The sequence below is a fragment of the Streptomyces sp. NPDC059828 genome, assembly GCF_042731955.1.
Lineage (GTDB): Bacteria > Actinomycetota > Actinomycetes > Streptomycetales > Streptomycetaceae > Streptomyces.
In genome coordinates this window covers 18257-39501 of the sequence record NZ_JBHWIW010000045.1, presented here as the reverse complement: position 1 = coordinate 39501, position 21245 = coordinate 18257, and the positions used below count along the sequence as shown (strand labels likewise).

Genomic DNA, 21245 nt, shown 5'->3' with positions numbered 1-21245 from the left:
GCGGACGGGTATCCCTTACGCGTCCCCGTCCCGCAGGCGGGCCAGGGTCCCCGAGGCGGGAATGCCCCCGTATGGCCCCGCAGGGCCCCACGGTGCTAGAAAGAAGACCGTGATCAGGCCACTGATCAGAAAACGCCCCATGAGCGTCGCCGGGCAGGTCTTCGTCCTCCAGGTGGCGGTCGTCGTCCTGCTTGTGCTCGGGACGATCCTGGCCCTGGTGCTCCAGTCCAGGCACGACACCGACCGCGAGGCACAGAACCGCTCGGTCGCGGTGGCGGAAACGTTTGCTCACTCCCCTGGGCTCCAGGCCACCCTGAAACTGCCCAACCCCTCGCGGGTGCTCCAGCCGATCACCGAGGAAACCCGCAAGGCCGCGGGGGTCGACTTCATCGTGGTGATGGACACCAAGGGAATCCGCTACACCCATCCCCTGCCGGAGCGGATCGGGCACCGGTTCGTCGGGACGATCGAGCCCTCGCTGAGGGGTGAGGTCCTCGTCGAGAGCGTCCACGGACCGCTGGGGCACGAGGTGCAGGCGGTGGTGCCGGTGACCGCGCGCGACGGCAAGGTGGTGGCCCTTGTGTCCGCGGGGCTCAAGGTCAAGAACGTGGCGGGTGCGGTGAACCGTCAACTGCCGGTCATCCTCGGTGCCGGGGCGGCCGGGCTGGCTCTCGCCACGGCCGGTACGGCGCTGACCACCCGGCGGCTCAAACGCCAGACGCACGGCCTGGGGCCGGCCGAGATGACCCGGATGTACGAGCACCACGACGCCGTGCTGCACGCGGTGCGCGAGGGTGTCGTGATCGTCGGCGGGGACGGCCGCCTGGTGCTCGCGAACGACGAGGCGAAACGGCTCCTCGACCTGGGCCAGGACGCCGAGGGGCAGCCGGTCGCCGGGCTGCCGGGGCTCGATCCCGCCACCGCCGAACTGCTCGGTTCGGGTCGTACCGCCACCGACGAGGTCCACTCGGCCGGTGACCGGCTGCTCGTGGTCAACCAGCGGCCGACCGACGAGCCGGGCGGCCCGTTGGGCACCGTCGCGACCATCCGCGACTCCACCGAGCTCCAGGCCCTGACCGGCAGGGCGGAACTGGCCCGCAAGCGGCTGCAGCTGCTGTACGACGCCGGTGTGGGCATCGGGACGACGCTCGACGTCACCCGTACCGCCCGGGAGCTGGCGAATGTCGCGGTCCCCCGCTTCGCGGACTTCGTGACCGTCGACCTGGCCGACCCGGTGCTGAACGGCGAGGAGCCGAACGGCGCGGGCACCCCCCATATGCGCCGCACGGCCGTGAGCGGCATCCGCGACGACCACCCCCTCTACGAGCTCGGCAAGCTGATCGCCTTCCTGCCGTCGACCCCACAGGCCAGGGGGCTCGGCACCGGGGTGGCGGAGCTCGTGCCCGATCTGTCGGACGCCCCGGGCTGGCTGGCCCAGGATCCGGACCGGACGCACGCCGTGGTCTCGTACGGCATCCACTCACTGATCACCGTGCCGCTCCAGGCACGGGGCGTGGTCCTCGGCGTGGCCAACTTCTGGCGCTCCGAGAAGCCCGGCCCCTTCGAGGACGAGGATCTGTCGCTGGCGGAGGAGCTGGTGGCGCGGGCCGCGGTGTCCGTCGACAACGCTCGCCGCTACACGCGCGAGCACGCCCTGGCCGTGACCCTCCAGCGCAGTCTGCTGCCCCGTGCGCTGCCGGAGCAGAGCGCGGTCGAGGTGGCGCACCGCTATCTGCCGGCGCAGTCGGGGGTCGGCGGAGACTGGTTCGACGTGATTCCACTGCCGGGCAGCAGGGTGGCCCTGGTGGTCGGTGACGTGGTGGGCCACGGGCTGCATGCCGCCGCGACGATGGGACGGCTGCGTACGGCGGTGCACAACTTCTCGACCCTGGACCTGCCTCCGGACGAGCTGCTCGGGCATCTGGACGACCTGGTGGGGCGGATCGACCAGGACGAGCCCGGTGGTGAGGGCAGCCCGTCGATGACCGGCGCCACGTGTCTGTACGCCGTCTACGACCCTGTCTCCCGCACCTGCTCCATGGCCAGGGCCGGCCACCCGCTGCCCGCTCTGGTGCACCCCGACGGCCGGGTGGACTTCCCCGAGCTGCCTGCCGGGCCACCGCTCGGCCTGGGAGGTATGCCGTTCGAGGCGGCGGAGCTGACGCTGGAGGAGGGCAGTCGGCTGGTGTTCTACACGGACGGTCTGATCGAGGACCGCAGCCGGGACATCGACGTCGGTATCGAGCTGTTGCGTCAGGCGCTCGCCCACGCCGACCGCACCCCGGAAGAGACCTGCCAGGACGTGCTGGACGCACTGCTGCCGGCCCGTGCGAAGGACGATGTGGCGCTGCTGATCGCCCGCACCCGGCACCTCGGCTCGGACCGGGTCACCGAGTGGGAGGTGCCGTCCGATCCGAGCGCGGTCTCCGGGATGCGAGCGAGGGCCGGCCGCACCCTGGAGGACTGGGGGCTGCCGGACCTCGCCTTCGGCACCGAACTGATCCTCAGCGAACTGCTCACCAACGCCATCCGGTACGGCTCGGGGCCGATCCGCGTGCGGCTGCTCCACGACCAGAGCCTGACCGTCGAGGTGGCCGACGGCAGCAACACCTCGCCCCATCTGCGGTACGCGGCCACCACCGACGAGGGCGGCCGTGGGCTGTTCCTGGTGGCGCAGCTCGCCCAGCGCTGGGGCACCCGCTACACCCACGGCGGAAAGATCATCTGGGCGGAGCTGCCGCTGCACGGCAACGCGCCCCATGACGGGGTGACCTCGCTTCTCGGTTTCACGGACGACGAGCTGCTCTGATGCTCAGGGCCGGCCCGTGCTGGAGCCCAGGTCTGGCCCGCTGATGCTCAGGGCCTTTCCTGCCCCGGATTGACGTGCTCCCCCGGTGTCGCGAACTCCGCGACCGCGTCGGCGCCGACCACCGCTCCGGTCGACTTCCTGCCACGCCTGAGCCGCCGCTCCAGCCAGCCCGCGAAGGCGGTCAGGGCGAAGTTCAGCACGATGAAGACGACGGCCACGACAGTGAAACTGGCGATGGTGTTGGCGCCGTAGTTGGCGCTCATCGGACGGACCGATGCCAGCAGTTCGGAGAAGCCCAGAACCGCTCCGCCGAGCGCCGTGTCCTTCACGATGACCACGAGCTGGCTGACGATCGCCGGGAGCATGGCCGTCACGGACTGCGGCAGCAGCACGTACCGCATCGACTGGCCCTTGCGCATACCGATCGCCTTGGCCGCGTCCGTCTGGCCACCGGGGAGGGACAGGATGCCCGCGCGGACGATCTCGGCGAGCACGGAGGCGTTGTAGAGCACCAGCCCGGTCACCACGGCGTACAACGGACGGTCGTCCGGGCTGACGGCTGTGAACTCGGCGTACGCCGCATTGGCGAACAGCATCAGGACGAGCACGGGGATGGCACGGAAGAACTCCACGAAGACTCCCGCGACGGCGAGGACCCACCGGTGCTGAGACAGCCGGGCGATGCCGAACAGCGCGCCGAGCGGCAGGGCGATGGCCATGGAGAGGGCCGCGCCGATGAGGGTGTACTCCAGGCCCGGCAGGATGTACGTCGTCCATACCCGCGGGTCGGTGAAGAACGGCGCCCATTTGGACCACTCCAGCTGCCCCTTCTCCGCGAGGCTGCGCACGACCCACCAGATCAGAGCGGCGAGCGCGACGAGGAAGACGGCCGTGTACACGGCGTTGCGCCGACGGGCGCGCGGTCCGGGCGCGTCGTAGAGCACGGAGGTCATCGCCGCACCGCCACCTTCCTCGCCACCCAGCCGAGCAGCAGCCCCATGGGGAGGGTGAGGCAGATGAACCCGAACGCGAAGATGGCGGAGATCAGGATGAGCTGGGCTTCGTTCTCGATCATCTCCCGCATCAGCAGCGCGGCCTCGGCGACCCCGATCGCGGCGGCCACCGTGGTGTTCTTGGTCAGGGCGATCAGCACGTTCGCCAGTGGTCCGACCACTGAGCGGAAGGCCTGCGGGAGCACGATGAGGCTGAGCACCTGCGGAAAGCTCAGGCCGATGGCCCGGGCGGCCTCCACCTGTCCGACGGGCACCGTGTTGATCCCGGACCTCAGCGCCTCGCAGACGAACGCCGCCGTGTAGGCGGTCAGTCCGAGCACCGCCAGCCGGAAGTTGATCCCCTCGAAAGTGTCCGCTCCCAGGTTCACGCCAAGGGTCTGGAACAGACCGAGGGAGGTGAAGACGATGATGACGGTCAGCGGGATGTTCCGCACGATGTTGACGTACGCGGCGCCGACGCCGCGCATGAGGGGCACGGGGCTGACCCTCATCGCCGCCAGCACGGTGCCCCACACCAGGGCCCCGATGGCGGAGTAGACCGTGAGCCGGATGGTGGTCCAGAAGGCCCCGAGCAGGTCGTACCCCTCAAGGAAGTCGAACACGGGCTCCCGCCTTCCGCTTCGCGTCGGGCCGTCAGCTCACGACGACGCCGATCTTCGGCGGCGGCTCGTTCCTGTATCCGGCGGGGCCGAAGTTCTTCTTCACATACGCCTCCCAGGTGCCGTCCTTGACCATCTTCTCCAGGGCAGCGTTGATCTTGTTCTTGAGCTCGCTGCCCTTCGGGACCCCGATGCCGTAGTTCTCGTTGCTCAGCTTGAACCCGCCGAGCTTGAACTTCCCCTGGAACTGGTCCTGCGCCGCGTATCCGGCGAGGATCGAGTCGTCGGTGGTCAGCGCGTCGACGGCCTTGTTCTCCAGGCCGGTCAGGCATTCCGAGTAGCCGCCGTACTCCTGGAGCTGAGCCTGCGGGGCGATCTTGGTCTTGACGTTCTGCGCCGAGGTGGAACCCGTGACGGAGCAGAGCTTCTTGTTGTTCAGGTCGGACGGCTTGGTGATGGAGCCGTCGTCCGCGCGGACGAGGACGTCCTGGTGGGCCAGCAGATACGGGCCCGCGAAATCGACCTTCTTGCGGCGCTCGTCGTTGATGGAGTACGAAGCCGCGATGAAGTCCACGTCGCCCCGCTGGAGCAGCGTCTCGCGGTCGGCGCTCTTGGCTTCCTTCCACACGATCTGGTCGGGCTTGTAGCCCAGTTGCTTCGCTATGTACGTGGCCACGTCGACGTCGAAGCCCGTGTACTTGCCGTCCGGGGTCTTCAGCCCGATGCCCGGCTGGTCGTACTTGATACCCACTGTGATCTTGTCCTTGTCGTCGCCGGCCTGACCGCCGCCGTCCGAGCCGCAGGCGGCGACGGTGCCGGTCAGGGGCAGCAGGAGCGCGGCGGCTGCCATGGTGGCCTTGCGTAGCTTCATGGTGATCGTCCCTGGAAGTCAGTGGTGAAGGATCTTCGACAGGAAGTCCCTGGCTCGGTCGCTGCGCGGGTTCGTGAAGAACTCGTCGGGCGTCGTCTCCTCCACGATCCGCCCGTCGGCCATGAACACCACGCGGTTGGCGGCCGAACGGGCGAAACCCATCTCGTGCGTGACGACCACCATGGTCATGCCGTCCCGGGCGAGTTGCCGCATGACCTCCAGCACTTCGTTGATCATCTCCGGGTCCAGTGCCGAGGTGGGCTCGTCGAAGAGCATGATCTTCGGGTCCATGGCCAGGGCCCGGGCGATGGCGACGCGCTGCTGCTGGCCGCCGGAGAGCTGGGCGGGGTATTTGTCCGCCTGGGCGGCGACCCCGACCCTGTTCAGCAGGGAGCGGGCCCGTGCCTCGGCCTCGGACTTCTGCTTCTTGCGGACCTTAAGCTGTCCGAGCGTGACGTTCTGGAGCACGGTCTTGTGGGCGAAGAGGTTGAACGACTGGAACACCATGCCGACGTCGGCGCGCAGCCTGGCCAGCTCCCTGCCTTCGGCCGGGAGCGGTTTGCCGTCGATGACGATCTCGCCCGAGTCGATGGTCTCCAGGCGGTTGATGGCGCGGCACAGGGTCGACTTGCCGGACCCGGACGGCCCGATGACGACGACCACTTCGCCGCGTTGGATGGTCAGGTCGATGTCCCGGAGCACGTGCAATGCGCCGAAGTGCTTGTTGACCTTGCTCAGCTCGACCAGCGCGCTTGCCGTGCCCGCGGCGGAATGGTCCTTGCTCACGGTCGCCCCGCCTCTCGGTCACCGGGCACCGCGGAGGGCTCGGGCAGTCGCTGTTCCGTCCAGATGGTCTTGCCGCCTCCGGTCAGCCGGGTTCCCCAGCGGCGGCTGATGTGGGCGACCATGTCCAGCCCCCGGCCGCCCTCGTCGTCGTCTTCGGCGTGCCGCAGATGGGGCGCCGCGGTGCTGGTGTCGGACACCTCGCAGATGAGGGCGGCGTCCCGGATCAGCCGGAGCTCGATGGCTCCGGAGGAGTAGCGGACGGCGTTGGTGACCAGCTCGGTGGCGATGAGCTCGGTGCTGAAACCCAGCTCCCCGAGGCCCCATGCGCCGAGCAGCCCGGAGACGAGGCGCCGGGCGGCGGCCGCGCTGGCCGGCTCGTTGGGCAGGCTCCAGGAGCCGATGCGGTCGGAGCCGAGGACGCTCGTGCGGGCCATCAGCACCAGGGCGTCGTCCTGGGGGGAGTCGGGGAGCAGGGCTGCCAGCAGCCTGTCGCACAGCTCCTGCAGGGGAGCGTCGGGCCGGCTCAGGACGGAGCGGTAGTGCGCGAGCCGGCTGTCCGCGCTTTCCCGGTCCGGCGTCCCCGGGAGGATTCCCTGGTTCTGGAGGACGAGGACACTGCCTTCGGAGAGCTGGACGGTGGCCGCGGTGTACTCGCCCACGCCCCTGCCCAGCACCGAGCCGTCCGGGCAGTCGATCACCCGGAGCTGCCCGTCCGGAGGCACCAGGACGGGCGGGGGGTGGCCCGCGCGGGCCACGGCGCAGAGCCCGGTGGCGGGGTCGTACACCGCGTAGACGCATGACGCCGTCAGGAACGGTTCGTCGTGGCCCGGTGGCTGTAGCTCACTTCCGAGCCGCACCGTCAGGTCGTCCAGCCGGGCGAGGAGTGCGTCGGGCTGGAGGTCCATGGCGGCAAGGGCCCCGACGGCCGTGCGCAGCCTCCCCATGGTGGTCACGGCCCGCATCCCCCGGCCCGAGACGTCGCCTGCCACGAGCGCCACCCGAGTCCCGGAGAGTGGCAGGACGTCGTACCAGGCACCGCCGGATGCCACCGGCAGATACGCGTAGGCGGTCTCCAGGGCGGTGTGCGCCGGGAGCCGGGCGGGCACCAGGGTGCGCTGGGTGAGACGGGCGAGGGTGTGCTCACGGGTGAAGCGGCGGGCGTTGTCCACGCAGACGGCGGCCCGGGCCACCAGGTCGGTCGCGAGCTCGAGGTCCGCTTCGTCGAAGGGGTCGGAACCGCGCAGACGGTAGAAGGCCGCCATGCCCAGCACCACCCCGCGTGCGGTGAGCGGAACGGCCATCAGGGAGTGTGCGCCCGCCTCCCGCAGCAGCTCCGCCCACCGCGGATCCCGGGCGAGACGGGTGTCGTCGGCCTCCAGCTCCCGTATCAGCCGTGGTTGCAGATCGCTCAGCGCCCCGGCGAAGGGCGTGCCGTACGGCATCACCCGCACATCGCCGACCCTGATGGGATTCTGCTGGGCGAGGGGGCCGGCGCAGCGGATGCCCGCCCTGCGGACGGTGATGGGCTCGGTCAGCGGGCCGGGGGCGGGGGCTTCGCCGTGCAGGACGGAGTCCAGTACGTCGACCGCGGCCGCGTCGGCCAGTTCGGGTGCGGCGACGTCGGTGAGCTCCTGTGCGGTGCGGAAGACGTCGAGGGTGCTGCCGATGGCCGCTCCGGCCCGGTAGAGCAGGTCAAGACGCCGCTCGGCGTTGTCGCGTTCGGTGATGTCCACCGTGGTGGCTGCGACGCCCAGGGGGTTCCCGTCGCGGTCATGGATGCGGAACGCGGTGATGGACAGCAGTCTGACGTCGCCGGTGCCGGGAAGCCGCCCCCGGTAGCGCAGGTCCTTGATCGGCTCGCCGGTGTCGAGCACCCGGCGCACCCTTTGCTCGGTTTCGGCGTCGATGAGCCCGAGCTCCCGCCAGGTGCTGCCCAGCAGCCTGCGCGCCTCCAGGCCCCGGACCCCCGGCGCGGCGGAGTTGAACCGCACGACGCGCAGCTCGCGGTCCATCACGTGCAGCCCGATCGGGGGCTGTGTGAAGAGCGCGTCGAGCACTGCCTCATCGAAGTCGGGATCCATGCCGTACGGACCTCCTTTGTCGTACGGCGTTGCCGGTCGTACGGCGCAGGTGTGCACACCCTGCCCTCCATTGAGCCGCGCCGGGCGGGGTAGCGCACCCCGGCTCGGGACCGACCGGGTGATGTACCCGGAACCGGCCATTGCCGGAGAACTCCGTGTGGCGCCTCGCGCACGTTCGGCGACGGACTCCACAGAGCGGGCCCAGGCGTCCCGTCGGCGCATATGCGGGATGGCGGGCGGGGCACGGCACACGCGGGTCCCGGTCCGGCGCCCGCCGGTTTCACGCCGGAAGGGCTTCCCTTTACTCCGAACGGGCAGACGCGGCGGGCGGCGCCCTCCTAACCTCCCTCCTCATGTCCTTCACATTTCCGGGACGCCCCGGGCTCTGCGCCGCCCTCTCCCTCGGCCTCGCCGCTCTCGGCACGGCGCAGGCGGCCGCCGCCGACCCCCCGGATCCGGACTTCACCCTCGACCGGCCGGTGGCGGCACCGGGCTCGGCGGCTCGCTCGCGATGACCCTCACCGACAACCAGTCCACGGACATCTGGTTCGTCCACCGGTCGGTCCCGTCGACCTGGACCACCACCCAGCGCAGGGACCTGAAGTACTGCTTCGTGTCGTGCACGGCCGAAGGCACCTCGTGCACCGCCACCGGAACCACCGGCCCGGTCGTGAACCACGGGATCCCCCTGACCCCGGGCGCCGACCGGACGGTCGCCCTGACCTACGAGCTCGCGGGCGCCTCGGGCCGCAACGGCGACATCGGCTTCCACTCGTACCTTTACTACGAGTACAACAACGGCCAAAGCGCCAAGGACGCCATCGCGAACACGCCACACACCCACGTCACCTGCGCACCAGCCACCCCAGCGCCACAGGCCGTACGAGGCTCAGTCCGACGCGCAACACTCCCCGACTGCCTTACCTCATCGGCCCCGTGTGACCAGGCCTCCCCCTCTGACGCACCCGCACCAGCGCGACGGCCGGCGGCGCACCGCATCGCCGGCCGCCATCGGCCGACACAGGGGGCGCACCCCATGCAGCGCGCGCATCACATTGGCTGAAAATCATCCGGCCGCGATCCATCGCGTTGTCTGGACCACTGGCACATGTAAGCGTTTACCCGCCGCGCCCGCTTGATCCCGCCACATCCGGGGCGGACTCGATCACCTTCGTTTTTGCGTCAACTTTCACGCGAGGCGCACAGAACCCACACAGCAGGCACCACTATGTGATCGACAGGGCATGGCGACTTCCGCGCTCGGGGGAGGGCGTCGTCGTCGTGCCGGGGGGTTAGGGGGAGGGACTTTCACCGCATGAAGCGGACCGCCACTTCGCGGACCATACGCACGGCCGCGCTCACCGCAGGAGCGCCCATCCTCACGCTCGGGATGCCGTCGGCGCCCGCACAGGCAGCCGACGGAACACCAGGCATCGACCAGCGGGTGCTGCCCCACGACAACCCGTTCCCGGCCGGCTCCCAGGAGAAGGCCGCTCTGATCGCTCACGAGCGGGCGTACGCCATCCCGCGGGTCGACGCCCACGAAGCGCTCCACGCGAACAACACCCCTCTGGTCGACCTGCGGATGAAGGACATCGGCGCGGAGCCGCGCGACCGGGCCGTCCGGAACGACGCGGTGACAGCGGGTCAGGTCACCGGCTACCGGATCGGGGACACGGTGGCGATCACGCCCCCGGAAGGCGTCGCCGCGCCGGCCGCCATGCCGGGCGGCACCACCCAGCTGCTCCCCGGCAGAGCCACCGGCTTCGGCCGGGCATACGCCGGAACCGTCTCCGGCCGGGTCGCGGCAGCCTCTGGCCAGGCCGGTGTGACGCTCACCCTCCCGGGAGTCCCGGCCAGCGCGGCGGGCGGCGCCGCGGCGCCGTCGCCGGATGTACCCGTGCCCGCCGGGGTCGAGACCCCGGTGACGCAGGGCGAAACCCAGCGCAGCTGAACCAGCGGCCCGTTCCTACCGGGCCGCTCCGGCTCGTCGCGAGACATCGGGTTCCAGGGGCCATTCGTGCCCGGAACCCGGTCCGCTCGCCTTCCGCACCGTTCTTTACTGCCGTGGAGCCCATTCCATGCACGTTCAGCACCGCGCGCCGCGCCCGGGCGCGGCGCGGGTCACCCTGCTCACCGAAGGCACCTATCCCCACAGTCACGGCGGCGTGAGTGTCTGGTGCGACCAACTCGTCAGTGGTATGCCCGATATCGACTTCGACGTGATCGCGGTGACCGGCACCGGCCGCGAGCCACTCGCCTGGGACCTGCCGCAGCATGTGTCCGAGCCCGTGACGGTGCCCATGTGGGGTCCTGCGCCGAAGGGTGCGCCGCCACGCGGGCGCCGGGAGCGCCGGCTGATGGCCGCGTACGAGAGATTTCTGACCGCCCTTCTCGACCCTTCGGCCGAGGATGGCTTCGCCCCCGCGCTGTACGAGCTGGCGCACGCCGCCCGGGACGGCCGGCTCAGCCCCGCGCTGCGCGGCGACCGGGCCCTGCGGGTGCTGACCGGGGTGTGGAACCGGCGGGGCCTGCCGGTACGCGAGGCCCGTCCCACCCTGCACGACGCCGTCACCGCCACCGGTCTCCTTGAGCACGCGCTGCGGCCGCTGAGCGCCCGGCCGCCCGAGCGCGGTGTCGCCCACGCGGTCAGCGGCGGCGTCGCCGTCCTCCCCGGGCTCGCCGCCAAGGAACTGCACGGTGTGCCACTGCTGCTGACGGAACATGGGGTGTATCTGCGGGAGCGCTATCTCGGCTACCGCACGGGGCCGTACCGCTGGCCCGTGAAGGCGGTGCTGCTCGGTTTCTTCCGGCTGCTGGCCGAGGAGACCTACCGGCAGGCCGCCCTGGTCACCCCCGGCAACCGCTACAACCGGCTCTGGGAGGAGGAGGGCGGAGCCGACCCACAGCTCATCCGCACGGTCTACAACGGCGTGGACCCCGCGGCCTTCCCGCCCGCGGGCCCCGAACCGCAGCGCCCGACGCTCAGCTGGGCCGGCCGGGTCGACCCGATCAAGGACCTGGAGACCCTGATCCGGGCGTTCACGAAAGTCCGAGAAGTGATTCCGGAGGCCGCGCTGCGGCTGTTCGGCGGTACCCCGCGCGGCGGCGAGGCGTACCGGGAGCGGTGTGAGGCGCTGGCCGCCTCGCTCGGACACGGCGACGCGGTCACCTTCGAGGGCCGGGTCGACGACATCCGGGACGCCTATGCGGCGGGCAGTGTGGTGATGCTCTCCAGCATCAGCGAGGGCTTCCCCTTCACGCTCATCGAAGCCATGTCGTGCGGCCGGGCGACCGTCTCCACCGATGTGGGCGGGGTACGGGAGGCCGTGGGCGATGCCGGACTCGTCGTGCCGCCGCGCGATCCGGACGCGATGGCGGCCGCGGCTCTGGAACTGCTCGGCGACCCGGCACGCCGGACGGCGATGGGTGAAGCGGCCAGGCTGAGGGTCATCGAGCAGTTCACGCTCCGTCAGACCATCGAGACCTTCCGGGGCATCTATCTGGAGCTGTCCGTGCGCGGCATGTTCCAGCTCGCCGATCCGTGGGGCGCGGACCTCGACAGCACGGTGATGCTGAGGAGCGTGGCCGGATGAGCGGCCCCCTGTCCCTCGAGCCGGGTGGCGGCCGTGATGACACGCTGGCCCTGCGGCTGAGCGCCCGCCACGACACCACTCTCGCGCTGCGTGTGGCCAGGGCTCCCGAGGATCCGGTGGACCGGCTGGCGGCGGACATGGCCGACCAGATCGGGCCCGCCGTGCACGCCTGGGAGGTGGCCGCCCTTCTCGAGTCGGAGGGGCTGACGGGTGAACAGATCAGGGAGCGGTACCGCCATCCGGGCCTGTTCTCGCTGGCCTGGGATCTCTACGGACGGGTGCCGCGCAGCTTTCCCGAGCCGCCGCGAGGCGCCGACCCCTGGGCGCCGGACCATGTCCGGTGCGCCCTGCGCGGCGTGCTGTTCGCCCTTCCGGGTCTCGCGTATGTCCTGACCGGGCGGCTGTGGCACGGGGAGCGGGGGGTGTACGCGCTGATCGCGGCCGGGCTGCTGTCCTGGGCCTGGGGGCAGGCGCTCAGTCACCGGGCGTATCTGCGGCTGGCAGTGGGGCGGCGGGAGTCGGGCAGGACGCTGCTGTTCGGCGCCCCGGCCGGTGCGCTGATCTCTTCGGCTGCGGCGCTGGCCGTGGCGGGCCCCGGGCCTGCGGCGCTGTTCGCCGTGGGCCAGTCGCTGTATCTCGCTGCGGCCGGGGTGCTGCTGGTGTGCGGGAGGGAGCGCATCCTGCTGGCCACCCTGGCCCCGCTGATCGCGGGCACCGCGGTGCTGCCGTGGTGGGAACCGGGTGCCGTGGTGCGGATCGCCCTGCCGGCGTTGACGGTGCTGTTGTCCCTCGCCGCTGCGGGGCACTCCGTCCTGGAGATGCTGCGTGCCGCTGCGGGGGCCGGGGGCGGCACCCGGCCGAAGCTTGTCGCGTCGCTGCCGTACGGGCTGTTCGGGCTGGCCGCGGGGGTGCTGGTGACGCTCGTGGGACAGCGCAGTGCGCTGGCCGTTGTGGCGCTGACCTTGAGCATGGGCCCCGCGGAGTGGCTGCTGTACCGCTATCGGGGCCTCTCGCTCGCGGCGCTGCGGGCGGCGGCGGACGAGCCGGGCTTCCGGCTCCGGTCGGCCGGAACGCTGGCGGTCTGCCTCGGCGGCTATCTGCTGCCGCTCGTACCGGCGGCGCTGCTGACGGGCGCGCCGCCCGGGCCGGTGGTCGCCGTCGCGGCCCTGCTGTGGACGGCGCTGCTCCTTCAGGCGTTCGGTATCGCCTGGACCCCGGCCGTGATCACCGTCGGCGCGGCGTCCGTCGCGGTGCTCGCGACGGTCACGGCCGGAGCGCCGGACGCCTCGGCCCTGCTGCTGTGCTGCGCCGCCGCCGCGGTGCTCCTCACCGCGAGCGCGCTGTGGCTACTGGGGCGGCCCACCGCACACGCCTGATTCCCCGCCCGACCCGGGACAGTCACGCACGGACCGGGGCGACTACGCATCGCACATACACGATCACCAGCAGACACAAGTTCGAGAAAGCCCCCAGAAACACCGGGGACAGCCCCGGGCACCACACAGCACGTTCCAGGAAAGGAACCACTCACCGTGACCTCGACTCCAGCCCCTCTGGCCGCCGTCACCGGGGCCGAGGGCTTCATCGGCTCCCATCTGACCGAAACCCTGGTGGCCGCCGGGTACCGGGTGCGCGCCATGGCCCAGTACAACTCCTTCTCCTCCTACGGCTGGCTGGAGACCCTGCCGTCGGAGGTACTCGACGAGGTGGAGATCGTCCTCGGAGATGTCCGCGACCCGGGGTCCGTCCGTGGCCTCGTCCAGGGCGCCGACGCGGTCTACCACCTCGCCGCGCTGATCGCGATCCCGTACTCGTACCAGGCACCGCACAGTTATGTGGACACCAATGTCACGGGCACGCTCAATGTGCTGGAGGCGGTGCGGGCACTGGACATCCCGCGGTTGGTGCACACCTCCACGAGTGAGACCTACGGCACCGCGCAGACCGTGCCGATCACCGAGGACCATCCCATCAACACCCAGTCGCCGTATGCCGCCTCGAAGGCAGGCGGGGACCGGCTGGCGGACAGCTACCACGCGAGCTTCGAGACCCCTGTGGTGACTCTGCGCCCCTTCAACACCTTCGGTCCCCGGCAGTCCATGCGCGCCGTGATCCCGACGGTCATCGGCCAGGTGGCGGCGGGAGCGAAGACCATCACCCTCGGGGACCTGCGGCCCACGCGGGACTTCACCTTCGTCAAGGACACCGCGAGGGCCTTCCTCGCCGTGGGCACCGCTCCCGCGGAGGCAGTGGTGGGACGGACCTTCAACGCCGGTACGGGCGGCGAGATCTCGGTGGGTGACCTGGTCCGGCTGATCGGCAAGGTCATGGACACCGACCTCGACGTACAGGAGGACGAGCAGCGTATCCGTCCCCCCGCTTCCGAGGTGATGCGCCTGGTCGCCGACGCCTCCCGGCTGCGCGAGGCGACGGGCTGGGCACCGGAATCCGACCTGGAGCAGGGGCTCCTGAAGACCGTCGAGTTCTTCCGCGACCCCGCCAACCTCGCTCGCTACAAGACCGACATCTACAACATCTGACGAACACCGATCAAGAAACCCACCGAAGAACGACCGGACTGGACCCTCACCACCATGTTCCATCCAACCGCCGTACCCGCAGGGGGCTCCTCATGCACGCAGTGATTCTCGCCGGAGGCAAGGGCATCCGGCTGCGTCCGTACACCACCGCCCTCCCCAAGCCGCTCGTGCCGATCGGCGACCAGCACGCGATTCTGGAGATCGTCCTCAGGCAGCTCGCCGCCTGCGGATTCACCAGCTGCACCATCGCCGTCGGCCATCTCGGGCAGATCATCCGCGCCTATGTCGGCAGCGGTTCACGCTGGGGACTGACGATCGACTACGCGATCGAGGAGAGCCCACTGGGCACCATGGGCCCACTGCTGACCATGCGGGACCGGCTGCCCGAGTCCTTCCTGGTGATGAACGGCGACGTCCTCACCGACCTCGACTACGCCGACGTGCTGCGCCGGCATGTCGCGTCCGAGGCCGCGCTGACCATCGCCACCTACGCCCGCAAGGTCCATATCGACTTCGGTGTGCTGACCACGAACGAGAACCGGGTGGTGGGCTTCAGGGAGAAGCCCAGCATGGACTACCGGGTCTCCATGGGTGTGTACGGGCTCTCCCTCGGCACCCTCGACGGATACACCCCGGGGCTGCCGCTGGGCTTCGACGAGCTGGTCCTCGACCTGCTGAAGCACGGCAACCCGCCGCACGCCTACGAGTTCGACGGCTACTGGCTGGACATCGGCCGCCCCGACGACTACGACCGGGCCAACGCCGAGTTCACCACGCACCAGTCCCTGTTGCTCAAGGGAGCCTGAACGTCTTATGCGCATCATCGTCCTGGGTTTCACCGGGTATCTGGGCGGACACATCGCCGGACAGCTGCGCGCGCTGGGCGGCGTGCGACTGTTCGGCGGTGGCCGCTCCCCGGCCGCCGATCTCCGCGTCGACCTCGCCACGGCCGACGCGGGACGGCTGGCCGAGGCACTCGCCGACTTCGCACCCGACGCGGTCGTCAACTGCGCGGGAGCCGTCGGCGGCGACTCGGTGAGACTCGCGGAAGTCAACGCCCGCGGCCCGGCCGTGCTGTGCGCGGCTCTGCGGGAGGCGGCGCCCTCGGCCCGGCTGGTGCACCTGGGGTCGGCGGCGGAGTACGGTCCGGCCGAGCACGGGGTCCGGGTGGCCGAGACGGCACCGGCCGGACCCGTGGCTCCCTACGGGGCGACCAAACTCGCCGGGACCCTGGCCGTGACCTCGTCGGGACTCGACGCGGTGGTGCTGCGGGTGGGCAATCCGGTGGGCCCCGGGGCACCGTCGAACAGCCTGCCCGGTGGCACCGCCGATCGGCTGATGCGGGCGGGCGACACCCCCGGCGCCGTGGTCCGGTTCGGCGATCTGTCGGCGTACCGCGACTTCGTCGACGTACGGGACCTGGCACGGGCGGTCGTGCTGGCAACCACCACCACGGGGCCCCTCCCCCGGGTGCTCAACATCAGCGGCGGACGGGCCGTGCCGATCCGGGACCTCGTGCACGGACTGGTGACCGAGGCCGGCTTCCGGGGCCGTATCGAGGAGGCGGCGACGGCCGGATCGGCCCGTTCGGCGGGTGTGGGCTGGCAGTGCTCCGACATCACGGCGGCGCACGAGTCACTGGGCTGGGCACCCAGGTACGGGCTCGGGGACTCGCTCGCCGTGCTCTGGGAGTCGGTGTCCGCGCAGGCGAGACTGGACGCGGTGCCATGAGCCTCCTGGTGCCGCTCTATGTGCACCCCGCCGAAGACCCGGATGCCTGGCGGCTGCTCACCTCGGCCGCCGACCGGATCTACGGCGTGGTGCTCAACACCGCGAACGGGCCGGGCACCTCGCCCGACCCGGCGTTCGTCTCCGCCGCCCGCGCACTGCGGGCGGCGGGGACGCGCGTCCTCGGCTATGTCGACCTGGACTACGGGGTGCGTCCCGACGACGCGGTGCTCCGCGACATCGACCGGCACCGGGAGTGGTACGGCACCGATGGCTGCTTCTTCGACCAGGTGCCGGCCGACCGCTCCGCGCTGCCCGGCTGCCGCCGCCTGGTGCGGGCGGCACGGCAGCGCGGTGCGGCGACCGTCGTGCTCAACCACGGGGTCCATCCCGCTCCGGGCTATGCGCGGATCGCGGATCTGCTGGTGACCTTCGAGGGCCCATGGACGGTGTATCTGTCCTCGTTCACACTCCCCCGCTGGACGGCCCGGCATCCGCCGGAACGGTTCTGCCATCTGGTGTACGGGGTTCCGCCCGCCCTTGCACGGGTGGCCGAGAAGGCGGCCACCGAGCGTGGCGCCGCGGTGTCGTGCGCGGTCGCGGATACGCTGCCCAACCCATGGCTCGCCCCGCCGCCCGTACTGCTCGAGGAATCCGCGTGACCGCTCGTGCACCGGCACGTCGCGGGTCCCGGTGCTCCGCGCTGCTCGTCGTCCTCTGCCTGCTCCTGCTGGCGGGATGCGCATCGGATCCGGCGCCGAGGCCCGGTCCGGACCACCCGCGCTGGCTGCCCACGCCCGGAACGCCCTGGCAGTGGCAGCTGAGCGACCGGCTGGACCCCACGGCCGACGTGCCCGTGTACGACATCGACGGCTTCGAGAACACCGCGGACGACGTGGCCCGGCTGCACCGGGACGGCCGCAAGGTCATCTGCTACATCAACGCCGGTTCCTGGGAGGACTTCCGGCCCGACCAGGCCGACTACCCAGCCGCCGTGCGGGGCAAGCCGAACGGCTGGCGGGGCGAGCGCTGGCTGGACATCCGCCGCCTCGACGTGCTGCGCCCACTGCTGGAGCGGCGCTTCGACATGTGCCGCGACAAGGGCTTCGCCGCGGTCGAGCCGGACCTCATGGACGCGTATCTGAACGACACCGGCTTCCCGCTGACGGCGGAGCACCAGCTCGCGTTCAACCGGATGCTCGCCCGCCTCGCCCATGAGCGCGGGCTGTCCGTCGGGCTGAAGAACGATCTGCCGCAGATCCCCGAGCTGGTACGGGACTTCGACTTCGCGGTCAACGAGGAGTGCGCCCAGTACGAGGAGTGTGCGCTGCTCACCCCCTTCATCAAGGCGGGGAAGGCGGTCTTTCATGTCGAATACGCGCTGTCCACGGGCGAGTTCTGTGCGCAGGCGCGCCGTCTCGGGCTGTCGTCGATGCGCAAGAGGCTGAATCTGGACCCGTGGCGGCAGCCCTGCTGACCGCGGGCCGGGAGTGGTCGTCCGTCAGGTTCCAGGGCGCAGGAAGCGGCGGAGCCTGGTGAGCGTCCAGGTGTTGATGATGTCGTCCTTGGTCAGCCAGCCCCGCTGCGCCGTGGCCACTCCGTAGCGCATGTACGGCAGATGCGTGGTGGAGTGGGAGTCCGAGTTCACCGCGAATCTCACCCCGTACCTCTTGGCGCGCAGGATGTCCTCGTCGCAGAGGTCGAGGCGCTCGGGGTGCGCGTTGATCTCCAGGGCGGTACCGGTTCTGGCACAGGCTTCGAAGACCGCGTCGAAGTCGGCGTCGATGCCGGGGCGTTTGCCGATGCGGCGGGTGGTGGGATGCCCGATGATCGCGACATACGGGTTCTCGCAGGCACGGATCAGGCGGCGGGTGAGCGCCTTCCGGCTCTGGTTGAAGTGCGAGTGGATCGAGGCGACGCAGATGTCGAAGCCGGCGAGGAAGTCGTCGGGCCAGTCGACGTCACCGTCCGGTCCGATGTTGAGTTCGGTGCCGTGCAGCAGCCGCATCCCCTTGTGCTTGCGGTCGAGTGCACGGACCTCCTCGCGCTGGGCGAGCATCTTCTCCCTGGTCATCCGCTGCATGGCGAGGTCAGGGGCGTGGTCGGTTACGGCGTAGTAGGAGTAGCCGCGCTCGGCGGCCGTGGCGATCATGTCCTCCAGTGAGGCGAGGCCGTCGGTGAGATCGGTATGGGTGTGCAGATCCCCGCGGATGTCCTTGTCCACGACCAGATCAGGGAGTTCGCCGCGCAGCCCCGCCGCGATCTCGCCCCGGTCCTCGCGCAGGGTGGGCGCGATCCAGGGCAGGCCGAGGCGTTCGTAGATCTCCTCCTCGGTCCTGGAGGCGACCTTCTTCCCGCTCTCGGCGTCGAAGAGCCCGTACTCGGAGAGTTTGAGGCCGAGGCGGACGGCGATCTCGCGGGTGCGGATGTTGTGCGCCTTGGATCCGGTGAAGTACTGGAGGCCGCCGCCCCAGGCGTCGGGTGGAAGCACCCGCAGATCGATCTGCAGGCCCTTGGTGGTGCGGATGGAGGTCTTCTTCTCGCCGTGCGCGATGATCTCGGCGGTGTACGGGAGGCTGCCGAGGGCTTCCATGAAGGGCGCCGACTTCTTCGCGGCGACGAGGATGTCGATGTCCCCGATGGTCTCGCGCATCCGGCGCAGCGACCCGGCGTAGGCACAGCCCTCGCAGCCCTCGATCTCCGACAGGGCGGCGACGATCTGCTCGGCGGATTCGGTCGCGGCGTTCAGGAGGATCCGGCTCCCGGCCTTCTGCATCAGGGCGATGCCGTGGAGGAGGTTCTCCTCGGTCTTCCGGCCGAACCCCTTGAGGTCCCGCAGGCGCTCCTGGTGGATGGCGTCGAGTAGCTGGTCGACGGAGGCGACCTCGAGCTCCTGGTAGAGCAGCAGAGCCTTCTTGGGCCCCAGCATGGGGATGGTCATGAGCTCGCGTACCCCGGCCGGGATGGACTGCCTGCGCTCCTCGACGACGGCGATCTGCCCGGTCGTCAGATACTCGCTGACCTTGTCGGCGATCGACTTGCCGACATTGGGGATCTCCTTCAGGCCCTTGGCATCGAGTGTGGCGACATCGGTGTGGTAGCCGCCGATGGCCCGGGCGGCCTTCTCGTAGGAACGGGCCCGGAAGGCATCCCCGCCGGTGATCGCGATGAGGTCGGCGTACTCCTGGAGCAGCGCTTCGATCTCTTCGTTGGCCCTGGGCATGGCTCCAGCGTCACACGGGCCACGGCGGAGCGCGCTGGGTTGCGGCGCGGGAACACGTGAGCGAGTGCGCGCGTTGTGGTGGCCAGGTACCCGGGCACCCTCTGGAGATCCATGTCCCCTTCCCCAGTTTCCCCAGCTTCGCCGGTTTCCCGAGCGGTGCGCCTCGCGTTCTGTGGCGCGCTGGCTGCCCTGAGCGTCGGCTGCACGACCCTGGGCCGGCCCATCACGGATCGACCGGCCGCTTCCCCTTCCCCCGCTGCCCCGGTCACGGCCCGGTCCACCGCCCCGTCGCCCACGCCCACGGCAACGGCAACGGCAACGGCAACGGCAACGGCAACGGCAACGGCAACGGCACATACGACGCCCGACCCGGCCCGACTGCGTACCGAGCCGGCCCGGCTGGCCATCCCCGCGATAGGCGTCAGGGACCTGAAGGTCCTCCCCTACGAGGGCACCACCGACGACGGGCCCGGCACCCGCATACAGGACCGGGGGATCGCCGCCAGCCCCTACGGGCGGCGGGGCGGCGTCGGGCCGGGCCAGGTCGGGAACTATCTCGTCACGGCGCACCGCCTGGCCGCGGGCGGGCCGCTGCACGAGCTGCCGTCCGTCGGCATCGGCGACACGGTGTCGGCGACGTGGGACGGGACGGTCTACGAGTACCGGATCACCGAACTCCGCACGACCTCGTTCCGCTCCGGGCGCTCACTGGCCGAGCAGCGGGCCGCCGTCCCGGGGACGCCCGGGAAACAGCCGGTGGAAGCGATGATCACGATATCGACCTGTGCCACGCCGGAGGACCACGCGGCAGGCAACTACTGGCGTGACGCGCACGGGAATCCCGAGCACCGCATCGACCGGATCGGGGTGCTGACGGCGGTGAGGGAGGAGTGACGCGTGACGGCCCGAGGGAGCCGTGATGCGTGCCCGGACGGCCCGGCCTAGCCTCGAATGAGTGGTCCGTTCGGGGGAAATCGAGAGAGAAGAGCCGATGTCAACCGCCTACATGCCCAGCTCTCCGGTGCTCGAGCCCGAGGCGTCGGAGTTCGCGACGGCCACGAGCAACCACCCGTTCCTCTTTGAGATGCCCCCGGCCGAAGGTCGCAGAGCCGTGGACGACGTGCAGTCCGGCGACGTCACCATGCCCGCGGTCGACGAGGAGTGGATCACGGTCCACAGCGGCCCCACGGGTTCGGTCCGTGCCCGTATCGTCAAACCCGCCGATGCCACCGGAACCCTGCCGGTGATCGTGTACATCCACGGCGCCGGCTGGGTGTTCGGTGACGCGCACACCCACGACCGGCTGGTGCGTGAGCTCGCCGTCGGGGTGGGCGCCGCGGTGGTCTTCCCCGAGTACGACCGCTCGCCGGAGGCCCATTACCCGATCGCGATCGAGCAGAACTACGCGGTCGCGCGCTGGGTGGTCTCCGACGGCATGAGCAAGAACCTGGACGCGTCGCGGATGGCCGTCGCGGGTGACTCCGTCGGCGGGAACATGGCCATCGCGCTGACCCTGATGGCGAAGGAGCGCGGCGATGTCACCCTGGTGCAGCAGGTGCTCTTCTACCCGGTGACCGACGCCAACTTCGACACCCCCTCGTACCACCAGTTCGCTGAGGGGTACTTCCTGCGGCGCGACGGCATGCAGTGGTTCTGGGACCAGTACACGACCGACGAGCGTGAACGGGCACAGATCACCGCATCGCCTCTGCGTGCGTCACTGGACGAGCTGGCGGGGCTGCCTCCCGCGCTGGTGATCACCGGTGAGGCGGATGTACTGCGCGACGAGGGCGAGGCGTATGCGAACAAGCTGCGCCAGGCCGGTGTGCCGGTGACGTCCACGCGGTACCAGGGCATCATCCATGACTTCGTGATGCTGAACGCGCTGCGGTCCACGCATGCCGCGGGAGCGGCGATCGACCAGGCCACGGCGGCGCTCAGGGACGCGCTGCACGGTCCGCCCGCGTAGGTCCCCCGGCGCCGGGCAGGACCCAGGTCC

The 21245-nt window shown here is 70.5% G+C and carries 19 protein-coding genes; 13 read left to right on the top strand and 6 right to left on the bottom strand.

The window, feature by feature from the left end:
* Positions 1-139 precede the first annotated feature (139 nt).
* On the top strand, positions 140-2809 hold the full coding sequence (locus ACFV6V_RS24290; protein ID WP_385568608.1) for a SpoIIE family protein phosphatase: 2670 nt from the start codon (positions 140-142) through the stop codon (positions 2807-2809).
* A 47-nt stretch (positions 2810-2856) separates the two neighbouring features.
* Here the strand turns inward: ACFV6V_RS24290 and ACFV6V_RS24285 are convergent, their stop codons facing one another.
* The 5 genes from ACFV6V_RS24285 to ACFV6V_RS24265 are packed head-to-tail and all read right to left on the bottom strand — an operon-like array spanning position 2857 to position 8159.
* Positions 2857-3762: an amino acid ABC transporter permease gene (locus ACFV6V_RS24285; RefSeq protein ID WP_385568606.1), complete on the bottom strand. Its 906-nt coding sequence runs from the start codon at positions 3760-3762 to the stop codon at positions 2857-2859.
* Complete coding sequence (locus tag ACFV6V_RS24280) at positions 3759-4424, bottom strand: amino acid ABC transporter permease (protein WP_385568603.1); 666 nt, start codon at positions 4422-4424, stop codon at positions 3759-3761. The genes ACFV6V_RS24285 and ACFV6V_RS24280 overlap by 4 nt, the downstream gene beginning before the upstream one ends.
* A 31-nt stretch (positions 4425-4455) precedes the next feature.
* Entirely contained in the window at positions 4456-5292 is an 837-nt protein-coding gene (locus ACFV6V_RS24275) for a glutamate ABC transporter substrate-binding protein (RefSeq protein WP_385568602.1), read from the bottom strand.
* An 18-nt stretch (positions 5293-5310) separates the two neighbouring features.
* A complete protein-coding gene (locus ACFV6V_RS24270) occupies positions 5311-6039 on the bottom strand; it encodes an amino acid ABC transporter ATP-binding protein (protein ID WP_385568651.1) in 729 nt (242 codons plus the stop codon).
* A gap of 35 nt (positions 6040-6074) precedes the next feature.
* Positions 6075-8159, bottom strand: a complete 2085-nt coding sequence (locus ACFV6V_RS24265) for a SpoIIE family protein phosphatase (RefSeq protein WP_385568598.1) — start codon at positions 8157-8159, stop codon at positions 6075-6077.
* A 353-nt stretch (positions 8160-8512) separates the two neighbouring features.
* Here ACFV6V_RS24265 and ACFV6V_RS24260 point away from each other — a divergent pair, with 353 nt between their 5' ends.
* The 10 genes from ACFV6V_RS24260 (at position 8513) to ACFV6V_RS24215 (ending at position 17500) form a co-directional block, all read left to right on the top strand.
* Positions 8513-8674: a hypothetical protein gene (locus ACFV6V_RS24260; RefSeq protein ID WP_385568597.1), complete on the top strand. Its 162-nt coding sequence runs from the start codon at positions 8513-8515 to the stop codon at positions 8672-8674.
* Positions 8671-9222 carry a hypothetical protein gene (locus ACFV6V_RS24255; RefSeq protein WP_385568595.1) on the top strand — a complete coding sequence of 184 codons (552 nt, stop codon included), beginning with the start codon at positions 8671-8673 and terminating at the stop codon, positions 9220-9222. The genes ACFV6V_RS24260 and ACFV6V_RS24255 overlap by 4 nt, the downstream gene beginning before the upstream one ends.
* A 252-nt stretch (positions 9223-9474) precedes the next feature.
* Positions 9475-10113: a hypothetical protein gene (locus ACFV6V_RS24250; RefSeq protein WP_385568592.1), complete on the top strand. Its 639-nt coding sequence runs from the start codon at positions 9475-9477 to the stop codon at positions 10111-10113.
* A gap of 127 nt (positions 10114-10240) precedes the next feature.
* Positions 10241-11755: a GT4 family glycosyltransferase PelF gene (pelF, locus tag ACFV6V_RS24245; protein ID WP_385568589.1), complete on the top strand. Its 1515-nt coding sequence runs from the start codon at positions 10241-10243 to the stop codon at positions 11753-11755.
* Positions 11752-13131: a hypothetical protein gene (locus ACFV6V_RS24240; protein ID WP_385568587.1), complete on the top strand. Its 1380-nt coding sequence runs from the start codon at positions 11752-11754 to the stop codon at positions 13129-13131. The genes pelF and ACFV6V_RS24240 overlap by 4 nt, the downstream gene beginning before the upstream one ends.
* 156 nt (positions 13132-13287) lie before the next feature.
* Complete coding sequence (locus ACFV6V_RS24235; protein WP_385568584.1) at positions 13288-14295, top strand: SDR family NAD(P)-dependent oxidoreductase; 1008 nt, start codon at positions 13288-13290, stop codon at positions 14293-14295.
* 92 nt (positions 14296-14387) lie between these two features.
* Complete coding sequence (locus ACFV6V_RS24230) at positions 14388-15101, top strand: sugar phosphate nucleotidyltransferase (RefSeq protein WP_385568581.1); 714 nt, start codon at positions 14388-14390, stop codon at positions 15099-15101.
* Between the two features lie 7 nt (positions 15102-15108).
* Positions 15109-16026, top strand: a complete 918-nt coding sequence (locus ACFV6V_RS24225; RefSeq protein ID WP_385568579.1) for an NAD-dependent epimerase/dehydratase family protein — start codon at positions 15109-15111, stop codon at positions 16024-16026.
* Positions 16023-16685, top strand: a complete 663-nt coding sequence (locus tag ACFV6V_RS24220) for a spherulation-specific family 4 protein (protein WP_385568576.1) — start codon at positions 16023-16025, stop codon at positions 16683-16685. The genes ACFV6V_RS24225 and ACFV6V_RS24220 overlap by 4 nt, the downstream gene beginning before the upstream one ends.
* Positions 16643-17500: an endo alpha-1,4 polygalactosaminidase gene (locus ACFV6V_RS24215; protein WP_385568575.1), complete on the top strand. Its 858-nt coding sequence runs from the start codon at positions 16643-16645 to the stop codon at positions 17498-17500. Before ACFV6V_RS24220 ends, ACFV6V_RS24215 begins: the two co-directional genes overlap by 43 nt.
* 24 nt (positions 17501-17524) lie before the next feature.
* Here the strand turns inward: ACFV6V_RS24215 and polX are convergent, their stop codons facing one another.
* Positions 17525-19246 carry a DNA polymerase/3'-5' exonuclease PolX gene (polX, locus tag ACFV6V_RS24210; protein ID WP_385568573.1) on the bottom strand — a complete coding sequence of 574 codons (1722 nt, stop codon included), beginning with the start codon at positions 19244-19246 and terminating at the stop codon, positions 17525-17527.
* A gap of 156 nt (positions 19247-19402) precedes the next feature.
* Between polX and ACFV6V_RS24205 the strand changes: the two genes are divergently transcribed.
* Both ACFV6V_RS24205 and ACFV6V_RS24200 read left to right on the top strand, forming a co-directional pair.
* Positions 19403-20140 (top strand): class E sortase, encoded by a 738-nt coding sequence (locus tag ACFV6V_RS24205; protein ID WP_385568572.1) that lies wholly within the window; start codon positions 19403-19405, stop codon positions 20138-20140.
* Positions 20141-20237: 97 nt separating this feature from the next.
* On the top strand, positions 20238-21215 hold the full coding sequence (locus tag ACFV6V_RS24200) for an alpha/beta hydrolase (RefSeq protein ID WP_385568570.1): 978 nt from the start codon (positions 20238-20240) through the stop codon (positions 21213-21215).
* Positions 21216-21245 lie beyond the last annotated feature (30 nt).

Coding starts and splice junctions, on each gene's coding strand:
- ACFV6V_RS24220 (WP_385568576.1), top strand. CDS start 16,023: ATGAGCCTCCTGGTGCCGCTCTATGTGCACCCCGCCGAAGACCCGGAT.
- ACFV6V_RS24240 (WP_385568587.1), top strand. CDS start 11,752: ATGAGCGGCCCCCTGTCCCTCGAGCCGGGTGGCGGCCGTGATGACACG.
- ACFV6V_RS24215 (WP_385568575.1), top strand. CDS start 16,643: ATGGCTCGCCCCGCCGCCCGTACTGCTCGAGGAATCCGCGTGACCGCT.
- ACFV6V_RS24255 (WP_385568595.1), top strand. CDS start 8,671: ATGACCCTCACCGACAACCAGTCCACGGACATCTGGTTCGTCCACCGG.
- ACFV6V_RS24250 (WP_385568592.1), top strand. CDS start 9,475: ATGAAGCGGACCGCCACTTCGCGGACCATACGCACGGCCGCGCTCACC.
- ACFV6V_RS24290 (WP_385568608.1), top strand. CDS start 140: ATGAGCGTCGCCGGGCAGGTCTTCGTCCTCCAGGTGGCGGTCGTCGTC.
- pelF (WP_385568589.1), top strand. CDS start 10,241: ATGCACGTTCAGCACCGCGCGCCGCGCCCGGGCGCGGCGCGGGTCACC.
- ACFV6V_RS24275 (WP_385568602.1), bottom strand. CDS start 5,292: ATGAAGCTACGCAAGGCCACCATGGCAGCCGCCGCGCTCCTGCTGCCC.
- polX (WP_385568573.1), bottom strand. CDS start 19,246: ATGCCCAGGGCCAACGAAGAGATCGAAGCGCTGCTCCAGGAGTACGCC.
- ACFV6V_RS24230 (WP_385568581.1), top strand. CDS start 14,388: ATGCACGCAGTGATTCTCGCCGGAGGCAAGGGCATCCGGCTGCGTCCG.
- ACFV6V_RS24285 (WP_385568606.1), bottom strand. CDS start 3,762: ATGACCTCCGTGCTCTACGACGCGCCCGGACCGCGCGCCCGTCGGCGC.
- ACFV6V_RS24225 (WP_385568579.1), top strand. CDS start 15,109: ATGCGCATCATCGTCCTGGGTTTCACCGGGTATCTGGGCGGACACATC.
- ACFV6V_RS24200 (WP_385568570.1), top strand. CDS start 20,238: ATGTCAACCGCCTACATGCCCAGCTCTCCGGTGCTCGAGCCCGAGGCG.
- ACFV6V_RS24260 (WP_385568597.1), top strand. CDS start 8,513: ATGTCCTTCACATTTCCGGGACGCCCCGGGCTCTGCGCCGCCCTCTCC.
- ACFV6V_RS24265 (WP_385568598.1), bottom strand. CDS start 8,159: ATGGATCCCGACTTCGATGAGGCAGTGCTCGACGCGCTCTTCACACAG.